The sequence below is a fragment of the Microcoleus sp. Pol17C6 genome (assembly GCF_036701145.1).
In the GTDB taxonomy this organism is placed as follows: Bacteria; Cyanobacteriota; Cyanobacteriia; order Cyanobacteriales; family Microcoleaceae; genus Microcoleus.
This window is the reverse complement of sequence record NZ_JAUBQH010000095.1, coordinates 1-15,750: the sequence shown is the minus strand read 5'-3', so window position 1 is coordinate 15,750 and position 15,750 is coordinate 1. Positions and strand designations below refer to the sequence as shown.

General features: G+C 43.0%; 11 protein-coding genes and 1 pseudogene. 5 read left to right on the top strand and 7 right to left on the bottom strand.

All coding sequences use genetic code 11. From position 1 onward, the window contains the following. The first annotated feature begins 285 nt into the window (after positions 1 to 285). The 3 genes from QUA25_RS27495 to QUA25_RS27485 all read left to right on the top strand — a co-directional run bounded on the left by QUA25_RS27495 (position 286) and on the right by QUA25_RS27485 (position 3,174). Positions 286 to 1,248 (top strand): DNA polymerase III subunit delta', encoded by a 963-nt coding sequence (locus QUA25_RS27495; RefSeq protein ID WP_333042747.1) that lies wholly within the window; start codon positions 286 to 288, stop codon positions 1,246 to 1,248. Between the two features lie 27 nt (positions 1,249 to 1,275). Continuing rightward, entirely contained in the window at positions 1,276 to 1,761 is a 486-nt protein-coding gene (gene msrA, locus QUA25_RS27490) for a peptide-methionine (S)-S-oxide reductase MsrA (protein WP_445242256.1), read from the top strand. 576 nt (positions 1,762 to 2,337) lie between these two features. Further along, positions 2,338 to 3,174 (top strand): metallophosphoesterase, encoded by an 837-nt coding sequence (locus QUA25_RS27485; protein ID WP_333042745.1) that lies wholly within the window; start codon positions 2,338 to 2,340, stop codon positions 3,172 to 3,174. 156 nt (positions 3,175 to 3,330) lie between these two features. On the opposite strand, the gene rppA is transcribed toward QUA25_RS27485, so the two are convergent. The 3 genes from rppA to QUA25_RS27470 all read right to left on the bottom strand — a co-directional run bounded on the left by rppA (position 3,331) and on the right by QUA25_RS27470 (position 5,099). Further along, entirely contained in the window at positions 3,331 to 4,017 is a 687-nt protein-coding gene (gene rppA / locus QUA25_RS27480; RefSeq protein ID WP_333042743.1) for a two-component system response regulator RppA, read from the bottom strand. A 52-nt stretch (positions 4,018 to 4,069) separates the two neighbouring features. Next, positions 4,070 to 4,720 (bottom strand): glutathione S-transferase family protein, encoded by a 651-nt coding sequence (locus tag QUA25_RS27475; protein WP_333042742.1) that lies wholly within the window; start codon positions 4,718 to 4,720, stop codon positions 4,070 to 4,072. A gap of 121 nt (positions 4,721 to 4,841) precedes the next feature. Then, a complete protein-coding gene (locus tag QUA25_RS27470; protein ID WP_333042741.1) occupies positions 4,842 to 5,099 on the bottom strand; it encodes a hypothetical protein in 258 nt (85 codons plus the stop codon). 197 nt (positions 5,100 to 5,296) lie between these two features. Here QUA25_RS27470 and hisG point away from each other — a divergent pair, with 197 nt between their 5' ends. Together hisG and QUA25_RS27460 are read left to right on the top strand one after the other, a co-directional pair. Beyond that, positions 5,297 to 5,941 carry an ATP phosphoribosyltransferase gene (gene hisG, locus QUA25_RS27465; RefSeq protein ID WP_006633153.1) on the top strand — a complete coding sequence of 215 codons (645 nt, stop codon included), beginning with the start codon at positions 5,297 to 5,299 and terminating at the stop codon, positions 5,939 to 5,941. 339 nt (positions 5,942 to 6,280) lie between these two features. Continuing rightward, positions 6,281 to 9,454 carry a type 2 lanthipeptide synthetase LanM family protein gene (locus tag QUA25_RS27460; RefSeq protein ID WP_333042740.1) on the top strand — a complete coding sequence of 1,058 codons (3,174 nt, stop codon included), beginning with the start codon at positions 6,281 to 6,283 and terminating at the stop codon, positions 9,452 to 9,454. Between the two features lie 158 nt (positions 9,455 to 9,612). Here the strand turns inward: QUA25_RS27460 and QUA25_RS27455 are convergent, their stop codons facing one another. The 4 genes and pseudogenes from QUA25_RS27455 to QUA25_RS27440 form a co-directional block, all read right to left on the bottom strand. Beyond that, positions 9,613 to 10,059, bottom strand: a complete 447-nt coding sequence (locus tag QUA25_RS27455; protein ID WP_333042739.1) for a hypothetical protein — start codon at positions 10,057 to 10,059, stop codon at positions 9,613 to 9,615. Positions 10,060 to 10,379: 320 nt separating this feature from the next. Beyond that, on the bottom strand, positions 10,380 to 14,216 hold the full coding sequence (locus QUA25_RS27450; protein ID WP_333042736.1) for an nSTAND1 domain-containing NTPase: 3,837 nt from the start codon (positions 14,214 to 14,216) through the stop codon (positions 10,380 to 10,382). A 31-nt stretch (positions 14,217 to 14,247) separates the two neighbouring features. Next, positions 14,248 to 15,222 (bottom strand): CHAT domain-containing protein, encoded by a 975-nt coding sequence (locus QUA25_RS27445; protein ID WP_333042734.1) that lies wholly within the window; start codon positions 15,220 to 15,222, stop codon positions 14,248 to 14,250. Positions 15,223 to 15,474: 252 nt separating this feature from the next. After that, positions 15,475 to 15,604, bottom strand: a pseudogene (locus QUA25_RS27440) (IS701 family transposase); the annotation flags it as partial. Between the last annotated feature and the right edge of the window lie 146 nt (positions 15,605 to 15,750).

Genomic DNA, 15,750 nt, shown 5'->3' with positions numbered 1-15,750 from the left:
ATTATACTGATGATCGGTAAAAAAGTCATTCTGGGGTCCACGAGTATTTATACTCATCGCAAAAGTGACACGCTCCCCGGCAATGCCCTGTCCGGCTCCAAGAACTTACAATTTAACATTCTTAACTCAAAACAATTATTTAGCCGTCCCTTAAACCACAATAACCTTTTGGTATTATAGTAGCCGCGCCGACGGTTAAGATGTACTTAATTGCTAAAACCCTAGATTTTCGTCCTTCATCCTTCATCCGTTACATCCGTTGCCGAACTTCCTTCTTCCGCAAACATGAATTATTTCACCTCATTAATCGGACAAGAGCAAGCAGTAGAATTGCTAACACAAGCAGTCGAGCGAAACCGAATTGCTCCTGGTTATTTATTTGTCGGCTCTAACGGCATCGGCAAAAGTTTAGCCACTCAGTCTTTCATCGAGCTTTTATTCTCAGCCAATATTGCCGAAACCCGATTAATAGCCTCCGTGCAAAATCGCGTGCGGCAGCGCAATCATCCAGACTTACTTTGGGTAGAACCAACTTACATGAGCCAAGGCAAACGGCTGTCACCAAAGGAAGCAGAGGAAGCCGGTTTAAAGCGGAAAGCACCGCCACAAATTCGCTTAGAACAAGTTCGAGAAATCGGTGAATTTCTAAGCCGACCGCCGCTAGAAGCTGCGCGTTCAGTCGTAGTTTTGGAACAAGCAGAAACAATGGGTGAGGGAGCCGCTAACGGCTTGTTGAAAACATTAGAAGAACCGGGAAAAGCAGCGCTCGTTTTAATTGCTCCGACAGTGGAAGCTTTGCTGCCAACTTTGATTTCCCGCTGTCAAAAAATCCAGTTTTCTCGGCTGAATCCCCAAGCAATGGCACAAGTTTTGCAGCAAGCGGGATTCGCGGAGATTTTAGATCATCCCGAAGTAATGGGGATGGCTCAGGGAAGTCCTGGGGAGGCAATTTCTATTTGGCAGCAACTGCAATCAATACCCGAGGATTTGCTGCAAAAGGTGAAGCAGTTGCCTCAAAACCTGCGGTCTGCTTTGGAATTGGCCAAGGAAATTGATAAAACTTTAGATACTGAATCTCAGTTGTGGTTAATCGATTATTTACAGCACTGTTACTGGCAGCAATTTTTGGCAGGAGGAATTAGTCGATCGCCCTTAGAACCCTTGGAGAAAGCACGACAATATTTGCTAAACTACGTACAACCGCGATTAGTTTGGGAATGCACGCTAATGGGAATATGTCAAGCATAATTTATTGCCAAGTTTGAGCGCAATACGATGAGTAACACGATGGAAAAAGCCACATTTGCAGCCGGTTGTTTTTGGGGAGTTGAACACAAGTTTCGCGCCGTTGCGGGTGTCGTCTCGACTGCTGCGGGCTACACAGGAGGTCACTGGCCGAATCCCTGCTACCTAGATGTTTGCGCCAGAGTCACCGGTCACGCTGAAGCCGTGCTCGTAGAGTACGATCGATCGCAGGTGAGTTACGAAGCACTGCTAGAGGTATTCTGGAACTGTCACGATCCCACCCAAATCAATCGCCAAGGCCCCGACAGAGGCGAACAGTACAGGTCGGTAATTTTTTATCACAATTCCGAACAAGAAAAAGCAGCTCGCCTCTCCAAACAAAAATTGCAAACTTCCGGTAAATACGACAAAGACATTGCCACCGAAATCAAACCTGCTGGTGAATTTTATATGGCAGAGGATTACCACCAGCAATATATTGAGAAGAAGCGGCTTTCGTCAAAAGTCATTAATTAAAAAGTAGGCATACGCAACCAAAAATAAAAAATTTTAGGGGCTGGTAAGCTAATGATCTATACTAGCCACCACTTTATTATTAATGCAAAACTCTGCCTCCCCCAAGCCATGTTTATTTCCACCTACTTAGTAATAAATCATTAGTGATGAGAGGATAGTGTTTGGTAGGGGCAATCCCCCCGTGGTAGGTCGATGCGATGGGGATGCGGCACCAATCTCAGCTTTGACAATTGCCAAAAGAATATAGATGCGGGGCGGGGAATGCCAGTCTGAAGAAGATCGATCGCGTTTTAAACAGCTTGTTACGCAAGTCATAAGATTATAAAAATGCTGTAGTAGTTGACCGCGTAAAACCCCAACAATTTTGAAAGAAAGCCTAAATTAATATTGGTAATTTCTGTTTCATTTTTTTTGATTAATCCCGGTTTTTGCCTCCCGGACTGTAGTCATTAGTTAGCAATTAGTAGTCATTAGTCAGATTGCAGAAGGAAAATGGAAGAATATCTACTTTTGCAGTTTTGCTTGTTTATTTGCTAAGCTAGATGTGGCGATCTGTCACCAATAAACCTTAGATTTATGCACAGGTTATTAACTGGGAAACTGCGAGTAGAGTATTTAACAATACCGATAGCTAATCTTCCAGCAAATCTATCCGGTACTAAAATTGTACAGCTTACTGACTTTCACTACGACGGGGTGCGGCTGTCGGAATGGTTGCTACAAGAGGCGATTGCTGCGGCCAATGAAACTGAACCCGACCTGATTTTTTTAACCGGTGACTTTATTACCTACGATCCCGCACCTATTTACGACTTAGTGCAGCGATTGAAAAACTTGCAAAGTCGGGTGGGAATTTACGCGGTTTTGGGCAATCACGACCACTATTGGCCTGGGGCAAAGAGAGAGGTTGCTAATGCTTTAAATACCGTCGGGATTCGGGTTTTGTACAACGAAGCAATCTATCCTTTGGGGCCAGAATTTGCTTTAGTTGGGTTAGCAGATTTTTGGTCGGGCGATTTTGCGCCTAAACCTGTAATGGCATCAATAAATCCCGCGATTCCTCGGATTGTATTGTCTCACAATCCTGATACTGCTGAAAAGCTGCAAAATTGGCGTATTGATTTGCAGTTGTCTGGGCACACTCACGGCGGTCAAATCGTTATTCCTGGTATCGGCCCTTTGTACGCTTGGGTCAGAAAAATTGGCTATTTTATTCCTAAACGAATCCGAAAGTTCATTCCTTTTATGTCGGCTTGGGATCGAGTAGTTACTCACTGGGAATGGGCTAGCGGTTTGCATCAGGTTGGGAGTAATTTGCTGTACGTGAATCGCGGTTTGGGAACTTATTCGCCGGGAAGGCTATTTTGTCCCCCGGAGGTGACAGTAATTACTTTGGTTTGTCAAGATACGTAAAGGCTGGTTTAGGGTGCATACTTTCCTGATAATAGATAATATAGCAGAAGGAAAAAGCAAGTTCGGCAACGGATTGGCTTTCTTCGGATGTAACGGATGTCAGGAAGAAGGAAGAGGGAAGAAGTAAAAATGATTTTTGTACAATTTATATTATTTTTAATTGGCTTCTCCAAAGCGATAGCCTCTGCCGTAGACTGTGTGAATTAGCACCGATTCGCCAGGGGCTTCTATTTTGCGGCGCAGCAGGCGAATTTGAGCGGCTAATACATTGCTGCTGGGTTTTTCTGCTTCACTCCACAAATACTGGTGCATTTGTTCGTGTGTTAGCAATTGACCGGTATGGCGCATTAAGTATTCTAATAACTGGCATTCTTTTTCTGATAAGTCAATTGTGCGATCGCCCCGATAAGCTAATTGATTGTCGTAGTCTAGCTGTAAATCTGCAACTTGCAGCCGCCCGACAGCAACCTCGACATCAAAAGTAGGAGGCCGCCGCAGCAAGGCGCGGACTCTGGCTAGCAGTTCTCGCAGTTCAAAAGGTTTGACTAAATAGTCGTCTGCACCCGCGTCGAGTCCTTGTACGCGATCGTCTACGGTATCTTTGGCGGTGAGAAATAGCACTGGCGTATTCCGTCCTTGCGATCGCAACTTCTGGCAAATTGCCAGTCCGGTTTGTCTCGGCAGCATCCAATCCAAAATTAGCAAATCGTAATTGCCCTGCATTGCTAAATTGCTGCCACTTGCTCCGTCAAATGCCACATCAACTGTATAACCTTCGCGCGTTAAGACTCGACTCAAAGGGTCAGTTAACTCAACTTCATCATCAACTAAAAGAATCCGCATCCTGATTTCAAATTTGAGATTTGAGATTGTAGGTTAAGTAAACTGATTTGTACTAGATTTTAATGTGTGGAATACTTTCCGTTTCGCTCCAAGCTGCTGCTACCCATTCCTGGATTGCAGGCAAGGCCAAAATCGCATCCGCATAAGCTTTTGCTGATGGATCTAGTTTGACTCCGTAGGTGACAAAACGCATGACAACGGGGGCAAACATAGCATCAACAATTGTGAATTTTCCGAACAGCATATTGCCGCCTGTCCCGAATTTTTGGCGGCATTCGCGCCAAATGGTAAAGATGCGATCGATATCTGCTTCGACACCGGCAGTCATCCCTTCTCCCGGATAGCGGTTGCGGCAGTCCATCGGCATATTTTCGCGCAAATTTTGGAACCCCGCGTGCATTTCGGCGCAGATGGAACGGGCGATCGCCCGTTCCGCTACATCTGTCGGCCACAAATCATTTGCAAAGCGATCGGCAACGTATTCGCAAATTGCTAAAGATTCCCACACTTTCAAGTCGCCGTCGATTAAAACTGGCACTTTTCCCGATGGAGAATAGCGCCGAATTTCTTCATTGGTTGTCGGCCAGTCTAAGGGGATTCTCACCTCGGCAAATTCCAGTCCAGCTTGTTTCATCGCCAGCCAAGCGCGCAGCGACCAAGAGGAATAATTTTTATTACCAATAACAAGTGTCAATTCGGTCATAGTTTAGCTGTCAGCTATTTGCAATCGCCAGTTAAATTTTAAGTTTTAGAGTTGAATACACAAACCCGTGACACACAATGGCGATCCTGTTCTGTGCACCGGACTGTGCAAGCATTTTACATTAACAGCCTCCCAGCGTTCCGCGTTTTTCTGCAAACTTCGATCGGGGGGCGCGATCGAACACGCTTGATTGCACATGAGATGAGAAGCCTCTGTCCCTGGGAACCCTTGCCTGGTTAGCGCTAGGTACAGCTACTGTATAGTCCATTTCCTCCCTCTCTACACCACCGCCTGAGAGGATTTCATCTACTGTAATCTTTTTCAGGGAATCCTGGTCTACACTGTGAAAATTTGCGTCAAATTGTTGATTGTTTTCCATACTGACCGCCCTTTAAAAAGTGACTCAATAAAAAATTACTAAATATAATATATCCTCAAACAAAGGATCGAGCAATACCCTAAATTTATTTTTACCTAGGAACTCTATGTGTTATTCTGAGTTGGGTAAAAGCTGTTTCTGCTTGTGCGACGCTTGCCCCCTTCTAAAATTTAGAAATTTACACTCTAAAAATTGACATGATTACTGTTGCACTTCCCAAAGGCGGATTGTTAGGAGATAGCATTCGGCTGTTTAAATCGGTTGGATTAGACTTCAGTGCTTTTCTCGATTCCTCTAACCGACAACTTCAAATTTATGACCCGACCGGCACTGCCAAAGCTTTGCTAGTAAGGACGCACGACGTGCCAGTTTATGTGGAATACGGTCAAGCGGATTTGGGTATTGCTGGCTATGATGTTTTGCGGGAAAAAAAGCCGAAAGTTGCCAATTTAATTGATTTAAAATTTGGCAAGTGTCGGCTGTCGGTGGCGGTGAAGGAATCTAGTTCTTATCGACGAACTGTGGATTTACCTCCTCACGGTAGAGTTGCTTCAAAATTCGTACACTGTGCAAGGGAATATTTCCACAATTTGAATTTGCCGGTGGAAATTGTGCCGCTTTACGGTTCTGTGGAGTTAGGGCCGATTACGGGTATGTCGGAGGCAATTGTGGATTTGGTTTCGACTGGCAAAACTTTGCGAGAAAATGGTTTGGTGGAAATTGATGTTTTGTTTGAAAGTTCAGCTTATTTGATCGGTCATCCTCTGAGTTACCGTTTGAATACGGGGGGGGTGAATGAGTTAATCGGGAAGTTGAGAGAGCAAGTTTTGACGACTGTTTGATGCGAACGGGACTTAAACAAATTTTCGTGGTTAATAGGGTTAAAATCCTTGCTAGGCAAGGAAAATACGTCAAATGTGATAAAATCACCTGAAACCGATACCTATCAAAGATTTAACTATTTTCGATGTAAAATCCATACTAGAAAAGGCTTGTGGCCATTTTTACCAGTTTTTTTGTCTAAGTCCCGCTATGTTAGTCATTGAGTGGAAATTGATTTGCGTGCTCGCAAAAACTCTTGCACTTCTTCTTTTCCCAGAGGAACAGAGCGAGGTCTATAATTCCCTTTTATGTAACTTGCTTCTAGCATGATTGCACTCCCAAGGAATATTTTCTAAAAAATGAAAGTAAAAACATCTGACTTAAGGCAGATTATTGCTCAAGCTAGCTATTTATCTGAACGTCTGGGCAAACAGTTACAAATTACTGATAGCGAACAACAGCTAACATCGCGTTTTCAACGCTGGTGTAAAGTAAGCGCTCACGGAAACTGGGAAAAATTTGAGAAGCGGCTACTTTGGGAGGGGTTAGATGTTGAACAAGTACAGCAGGTTTTACGATCGCTCCCAGTTATAGATACTCAAATCTTACCAGTTTGGTCAGAGACTTTGAGGGCGATAATTGAAACCGCTTCTAATTTTCATCCCCCATCATTGACTCCAATTAATCCGCAAGCCTTAGCATTTCAAGAGCTATTGCTACCAGCAATCTATGTAGCGCGACAGCAATTATTAACTCGTCTGGGTACTAACTCCCTATCTGGTGAACATCTACCTTTAAAAATCCTCTCTGAGTCCTCTTACCTGACTTTTGAGTGTAGCTTGTTTGAAAAACTACTCAATCTTAGTACCAAAACGTTGACAGCAGAGTATTCCCGTTCTGTTTCCCTGATGGGAACACAATTACAAAACCAGACTACTGGGCAAGATGAATATAATACTTTCGTGGATAAACTCTTACAGCATGGAATGTTAGGATTTTTCCAGCAATATCCCGTTTTAGGACGCTTAATGGCAACTGCTATTGATTTTTGGGTGGAAGAAATAGCAGATTTTCTCCAGCGTTTGCAAGTCGATCTTCCTGAAATTCAGCAAATCTTCTCTCCATCCCAGTCTGATTTAGGAAAAGTTATTGATATTAAACCTTCCCTTTCCGATCCCCATCATCAAGGAAGAACGGTAATTGCCCTTACCTTTGAGTCGGGACTAAAACTAATATATAAACCTAAAGGTTTAGGGGCAGAAGTAGCTTTTACTCGGTTCTTAGATTGGTGCAATCAGCAGGATATTTCCTTACCTTTCAAAGTTCTGAAAATATGCGATCGCTCTGATTATGGTTGGGCAGAATATGTTGATCACCTACCCTGTGCAGACCAAGCAGCAGCACAACGATTTTACCAGCGAGCGGGAATGCTATTGTGTTTGCTGCATATTTTAAGAGTAACTGACTGTCACCATCAGAATTTAGTCGCCAATGGGGAACATTTTGTCCTGGTGGATATGGAAACTCTAATGCAACCAGAGGCGAAACTGATGGCAGATTTTCCCCAAGTAACGGAAGTTGAGAAAATAGTAGGTCAACAATTCTGGGATTCTGTAGTCCGTACTGGACTTCTTCCTCGTTGGAGTTTTATAGAAAACGGCTGCATTGCCTATCAAAATAATGCCCTAAGCAGATGCCAAAATCATCCCTCTCCTGCACTAACAAACGTACCCATGTTAGATGGTATTCCTCTCGAAGGTGGGGACTATCTTGATGAAATTGTGTGGGGATTTGAGGAGATGTATCGTTTCTTAATGTCTCATCAGCAGGTTTTACTCGCTGAGGATAGTCCTTTGGCAGCATTCAAAAGTGTGCAGGTACGATTTATGTTTAGGATGTCGCAGGTTTATGGAAAAATTTTAGAACATATTCAACACCCTAAATGCCTGCGTAATGGAATTGATAAAAGTATAGAAATTGATCACCTGAGTCGAGCTTTTCTGACTGTTAATGAAAAACCCCATAATTGGCAGATTTTATATAAGGAACTCCAGGCAATGGAGCAATTAGATATTCCCTATTTTAGTGCTTGTCCTGGCAACGATAAACTGGTGTTGGAGCTTGGGGAATCAATTGCAGAGTATTTCCAAGAGCCAAGTTACAAAACTGTGCAGACTCAGCTAGAAAACTTAAGTGAAACAGATCTGGCACGACAAGTGGAAATTATTAAAGGATGTTTTTATGCTGAAGGTAAAACAGTAAATTTACAAGCAAAATCAAGAAATCTTGATTCAGTGGAAACCCAGAGTGATAGCTTTGTTCCTGTGGCAAAAGAACAGTTACTTCAAGAAGCAGCGCGACTGGCGGAGGAAATTCAAGCACGAGCAATTTGGGGAAGTGATGGTAGTATGCAATGGATTGGTTTCAACTATTGTCCCAAGGCTAAGTGTTTTCAGTTTCAACCTTTAGGTGACAATCTCTACAACGGTAATAGCGGTATTGCACTATTTTTAGCAGCTTTGGATTATGTGAGGGGAACAAACCAGTTTCGAGAATTGGTGATGGGATCGTTGTTTTCACTCCACAAGTTTTTGCAAACCTTTGATTTTGAATCCCAGCGCAGGTTTGTTAGACAGGGTATTGGGGGTGGTATGGGCTTAGGTTCCCTCATCTACGGTTTAGTAACAATTAGCCAATTTCTTAGGGAACCTTCACTTGTCGAAGATGCAACGAAGATTGCCAATCTCATTACCCCCGAATTGATTGCGGCTGACCAGCAATTTGATATTATTTATGGGGCATCTGGGGCAATTTTAGGGTTGTTGTCGCTCTATCACCACACTCAAGAGCTAAAGATTTTAGAACGGGCTATTAACTGCGGTCAACATTTATTAAACTATCAAGTTCAGGTGAGTGGAATACCCCAGGCTTGGAATATTTTACAGCCAGGGCAACATCTGGGTTTCCTTCATGGTGCAGGGGGAATTGCTTATGCTCTACTCAGGCTTTATGAAGTCACCGCAGATTCAGCCTATTTAACAGCAGCAAAGGCAGCAATGACTTATGAGTGGAGTGTCTTTCTACAACAAACAAAAGAAAATATTCAAGCTAGTGGGTTTGATATTGTAGAAGAAATTCTTTTAGGGCGTTTAGCTAGTTTATTTATTTTAAATACAAATGACGTTGATCAAGAATTAGAAATAGTTTTAAGAGGGGCACTCAGAAATGATTTGATTAATGTAGATTCTATTGAGTACGGTAATTTTTTGGGCAATATAGAGATACTGTTATTAGCTGCACAAAAAAATGACCGCCCAGAGTTACGAGAAAAGGCACTTATCAAAGCTTCTTCTGTAGTAAATCGCGGTCAAGTTGCAGGCGGTTATCAGTTTTTGACATTGCCAAGTTCTGTGTTTAACCCTGGCTTATTTCAGGGAACTGTGGGGATAGGTTATGAATTATTGCGGTTGGTTGAAGATTTACTTCCTTCAGTATTATCCTTTTGTATCATTCCTGCTCAATTCTATGAGTGACAGATACTTTTGGAGCATTAGCTTTAGTAATGCCAACGGTTTGAATTCTTCCGATCCTAGCTGCTATTGAGTAATCGCTATTAAACAAATGCTGAACACTCCAAAAGTAACGAGGGCTAAATCCATGATTTTTATGTTTGTTTCCAAAAGTTTTTAATTTACTGCCTGTAGGTCAACTTACCGGTCTTAAGGTCTATTGTAAAGCCATTATGTGCCTGTTTTACCAATACGCCAGTTCGGTCTCTAATTTGCTGCCATATTTCTGCGGCTATTACATTCCTATCATTACCTTGAGGGTTACAATCAAGCAAACGTCTTTCCTCAAATTTTTTACAAATGTAGTCAATTTGTTTCCATCCGTCAGGTTCTCTATCCATAAACGCTAGAAAAGAAGCATAATCTATTATTTTATCGTTTCCGTAATAAATATCTGAACACCCTTTCTTAACGTCCCCGTTGGGCAGTATACAGCTCGTGACCACCTGACCTTGTACTAATTCTAACTCCTCATCACTCAATTCCAAATCTACATCCTCATCTAAAACTTGTGTTCCATACATTTGCTGCAATAAATGATTGGGTGTAACTCCATCAACATTAGACATGGTAACTGATCTCACCTCGTTAATGGATGGGGAAATGGGGAGATGGGGAGGTAGAGAGGCGGGGACAGAGATAAAGATATTTAGCATGATTTTCTCTCCTTGATATTAAGATCTATCTGCAAAGTTAATTTCCGACAGTAAAACCACCATACAGACATATACCCAAGAAACATACTAACCAATGGGTTAGTTTTTTACCTAGCCAAAAGTACAGGTGCAACGGCCACAGGAGTTGTCATTCCTTCGTAGGCGGGAACCCGTATCCTAAAAGTTATGGCGACTGGTATAAATATTTAAACCGACACTCTTAGCATATTAGGTTAATTCTCACCTAACCAAGCAGTAATATTTATGATGTTTGGCTGAAGTTTTGCGCTCACAGAAGCAAACCCTTCGGCTTTCTTTGCATAGTCAAAAGCTCGGTCTAATGCCTTACCCACCTCGTTTTTATCTGGTTTTGGCTTATTTAGCTCCTCCTGAGCATCTTCAAAGGCGTTATTAATTTTACGACGATCTGAGGTTTCTAACTTCGCTAGGATTTCACGTAAAGCATCGAGTTCTGCTTGTATGTTGACACTTGCAGATGCTGGTAAGAGACCGTCGTACCATTGCTTATTGCTTTCATTATCAGATGGATTGGTTTTAAGGTACTCGTGCATAAAATTGCGTCCTTCGTTGAGTAAATACTCAAAATCCCATCTCCACAGTTTCACTGTTTTGTCACCACTGCCAGAAGCCAATATCTTGCCATCGGGGCTGAAGCTGAGGCCGTGAACCAGATTTGTATGTCCAGTGAGGGTTTGAATTTCTTGACCTGTAGAGGTATCCCACAGTTTCACCGTCTTGTCAGAACTAGCAGAAGCCAGCACTTTACCATCGGGGCTGAAGCTGACGCTGTAAACCCCTTCTGTATGTCCAGTCAGAGTTTGAATTTCTTGACCTGTGGAGATATCCCACAGTTTCACCGTCTTGTCAAAACTAGCAGAAGCTAGCATCTTGCCATCGGGACTGAAGCTGAGGCCCCCAACCCAATTTGTATGACCAGTGAGGGTTTGAATTTCTTGACCTGTAGAGGTATCCCACAGTTTCACCGTCTTGTCAAAACCAGCAGAAGCCAGCACTTTACCATCGGGACTGAAGCTTACCCCCCAAACGGTATTTCCATTATGCCCAGTTAGTGTTTTGATTTCTTGACCTGTGGAGATATCCCACAGTTTCACCGTCTTGTCAGAACTAGCAGAAGCCAGCACTTTACCATCGGGGTTGAAGCTCACCCCTCTAACCCAGTGTGTATGCCCAGTTAGTGTTTTGATTTCTTGACCTGTGGAGATATCCCACAGTTTCACCGTGTTGTCACCACTTGAAGAAGCCAGGATTTTACCATCAGGACTGAAGCTCACTCCCGAAACCCAGTCTGTATGCCCAGTTAGTGTTTTGATTTCTTGACCTGTGGAGGTATCCCACAGTTTTACCGTGTTGTCATCACTTGAAGAAGCCAGGATTTTACCATCAGGACTGAAGCGAACCCCATTAACCGCTTCTGTATGACTATTCAGGGTTTGAATTTCTTGACCTGTGGAGGTATCCCACAGTTTTACCGTGTTGTCAGCACTTGCTGAAGCCAGCATCTTGCCATCGGGACTGAAGCTGACCCCATTAACCTTGTTTGTATGCCCAGTTAGTATTTTGATTTCTTTCCAGGTGGAGGTATCCCACAGTTTTACCGTGTTGTCAGCACTTGCTGAAGCCAGCATCTTGCCATCGGGACTGAAGCTGACCCCATTAACCTTGTTTGTATGCCCAGTTAGTATTTTGATTTCTTTCCAGGTGGAGGTATCCCACAGTTTTACCGTGTTGTCAGCACTTGCTGAAGCCAGCATCTTGCCATCGGGGCTGAAGCTGACCCCATTAACCAAATCACTATGCCCAGTTGGGATTTGAATTTCTTTCCAGGTGGAGGTATCCCACAGTTTTACGCTGTCAGCACTTGCTGAAGTCAGCATCTTGCCATCGGGACTGAAGCTGACCGACGTAACCCCTTGTGTATAGCTACTCAGAGTTTGAATTTCTTTCCAGGTGGAGGTATCCCACAGTTTTACCGTGTTGTCATCACTCGCAGAAGCTAACACCTTACCATCGGGGCTGAAGCTGACCCTATTAACCTTGTTTATATGTCCAGTTAGGGTTTGAATTTCTTTCCAGGTGGAGGTATCCCACAGTTTCACCGTGTTGTCATCACTCGCAGAAGCTAACACCTTACCATCGGGGCTGAAGCTGACCCTATTAACCTTGTTTATATGTCCAGTTAGGGTTTGAATTTCTTTCCAGGTGGAGGTATCCCACAGTTTCACCGTGTTGTCATCACTCGCAGAAGCTAACACCTTACCATCGGGGCTAAAGCTCACTCCATTCACTGACTTTGCGTGTCCTCCCAAAGTGTTGGGTGCGACAACATTGTGAATTGTGTTTAATAACGCCAGTTCTACCTGGGTGCGGGTATTTGCATCTACAATTGCACCTGCCGAGAGTAAATCAAGCATTTTTTCGGCAGCCATTACACTCGATTTGACTGCTTTCCGTCCATCTAAATACAAAAATCCTGCAGAAACTTGAGCTAGGGTATTAATTTGATTGATTTCCTCACTCCATCTTCTGTGTTCTTGCTCCTTTTGTTCGAGATCGCGCAGCCCTACACTAGCTTCAATATATTGTTGCTCCTCTTCGCACAGATCCTCTCGGCGTTGTTTCAGCTTTTCTTCCGCCTCCACCAACGCTACACCCCGCAACAATGCCCCTTCATCTCGTTGCGTCTTTTTCCATTGCTCGATTCGTATCCGCAACCCCTCTTGCCAAGCCCGAAAACTACGGTCTGTTTCCATCCATTCTCGTAATTGACTCCAATTGCGAATCAACGCTTCATGGACAACCTCCGCTGTTTCTTGATTCCCAGTAGGATTACTCGTCACTACTAATCGTGCATCCGCTAATTGTTTTACCAATCCCCAACTGGCTTCACCCAATTCGGCTTTCGTTGCCAATCGTCGCGTATCTTCCGTTCCTTCCCCTGGACGCACTAACTGGATAAAGATTCGCCGTACTTTTTTCTTCTGATCATCTGTCAAGCTGCGATATTTTTCATTAGCATGGCGAGCTAGGGCACCTTTCACCTCGCCAATTTCTTCATAAGCTGCATGGGTTAACTGTTTTCCCTTTCGCCATTTCCACAATTCTGTTAATGCAAACTCCAACAAAGGTAAATTACCTGGTTCTGACTCTACATCATACAAAATGCGTTTTACCAGTCCGTCTTGAAACGTTACCCCTAACTTCTCACTAGGCTTAACAATCACCTGCTCCAGTTCTTCATAATTCATTGACCGAATCAGCTTGATATCAGTTTTCAATAGATCTCCAAAACGAGGATATAACAGCGCATTTCCCAAGAAATCTGCCCGCATTGTTGCAACGAGTACACGCTTGTAGTGTGATTGAGAAGGGCAAGATGGAAAGCTATCTAATAAGGTATCCAAGAAACGACGGCGAATTTTCTCATCCGTGCATAGAGTGTAAATTTCTTCAAATTGATCGGCAATTAGCAACACCCGATCCGTGGGATGATTTTGGTAAATCTGGGCAAATACATCAGCTAGAGGAATTTCACCCTCAATAAGAGCTTTTGACAATTTACGAGCTTGGATTATCTTATCAGTATGATCTAGATCTGGAGTATAAAGGGGAACTAGCGCCAAAGCCAGAGCCTGGAAAGGCTCTGAATCGGGACGGAAATGAGTAAATAGCCAGTGACCTTGATTTTGAAGTTTAGGCACTAATCCCGCCAGAACAACCGAAGATTTGCCACTTCCAGAAGCGCCCAAAACTGGTAGAAAATTACAGGTTTTGGTCGCCGCAAAAAGTTCTTCTACAAATTCCTCACGTCCAAAGAAAAACTCCGCATCATTAGGACTAAAGTGAAACAAACCGCGATAAGGGCAAGGGAGATTGTCACTATCCGAGTTCCTAGAATCAGCACGTACTAATTTTGCTTCTTCTTGATAGTAGTTGTAGTTGGTAATGGTGATAGTTGCATTGCCAGTCGCTGAGGTAGCAGCGTATTCCGCCTCTGTAACACGCTGGTTGATATCACTTGGCTCAGACATAACAACAACCCTAATTAATTAAAGTCCTGTGTCAATTATCCTTAGATGTGCCATGCTCAGTGATGCTGCTGATATTTGCATTCCCAGAACCAGAGGTAACAGCATATTTTACATGACTGAGAGTTTGGGTAATAATCGGCTGTCCACCAGGCTGTTCTTTGACTTGATTGAGCAATTCTTCAGCTAACTTAATAATTTCGTCATTTTTTTCAAGTTTATCAAACCCTGCTTCTAATAACTCATCTTCCAAAAGAGCTTGCGTCTTTTCAGGTTTTTGTTCATATTTATCCAAAATTGTTGATGAATCTGTTTTTCCTTGCTCTGCAAACTTCTTTTTAATCAATGTTTTCAAAGCCTGATAGGCATCTTTAACGGCTGTTCCGGCAGTATCTTTAGCAGCAGCAAGCGCACCAGCACCTAAAGCAGTAATAACCAGGTAAATAGCGTCCATTAAAAAAGTCTCCTTGGGTTTTTGTGATTTATCTATGTTTATTCTGGTTTTAATAACTGGAATCTCAGCTTGGGAAAGGTTTTCTAATTTAATCGCCACTAAACCTTCCTGAAAGGCTCTTTGAAATACATCTTGAATATTTGAAGTGGCGTAACCCAATCCATCATAAAAACCTTGAGCGAACTGGATTGCCGATTTATCCTGAATCTGCTGGTTCATGCCAATGGCATAATTAATATATTTACTAATTGCTTCAGCAGATTTGACAGAGTGACAAGCATTTAAGAGCACACAGTTTACATAATCTGCGTGTAACTCAAACAGCGATGCTAGTCCTTCTGGTGGCACAACTTTGTTCTGTCCCCCATCATCTTCTAACACCAAACTTCCATCTTCTAAACCGTGTCCGCAGAAATGGACAATTTGGGGTTGTTTTTCGGCGATCGCCCTGCGAATATCCTGGGGTCTAACAGCAGTCCTAATATCAACATCAAACATATCCCGCCTTACAGCACGTCGGATACCTTCTTCAACTTCCCTAATTTCCTTATCCAAGCGCAAACCGTGGGGAATTGCTGCCAGAATCAATATTTTTTGTGGCTGAGTAGCTTGTCTCTTAACCATCTCCCACCTTTGATAAATATATTAAACCCTACCAGATTTGCACCAGATTGGCAAGGGGTAAATGCTACTTCAAAACTAAATTTAATAATTATGGAAAATTTTTCTCAGTTCCTGCTATGGTGACAGACCACTGCTGGGTAAGGGACTTCCAAGCAATAAATTAATCAACACAATACCTACCCTTTCACCAAATAATCTGCCTAAATAGTTCCTAAACTCCCGTTTTTGGGTCTGATTACCAAAGATATCGTCAAATCTTTGACACCATCGATCAAAGCAGGGGTGGCATGGCAGCAGGCGTAGTCTCTTTCATGGCTCATTCTTTGAACGTTATCTGCTTGCTCTGCAAGCATTATAATTGGAGTTTAGACTAAAAACAGTCATCCATAGTCTAATACAGTTCATTTAAGGTTGTTTTGTCATTGCGAGTTCCCGAACGAAGTAATCGCAGTGTCTATT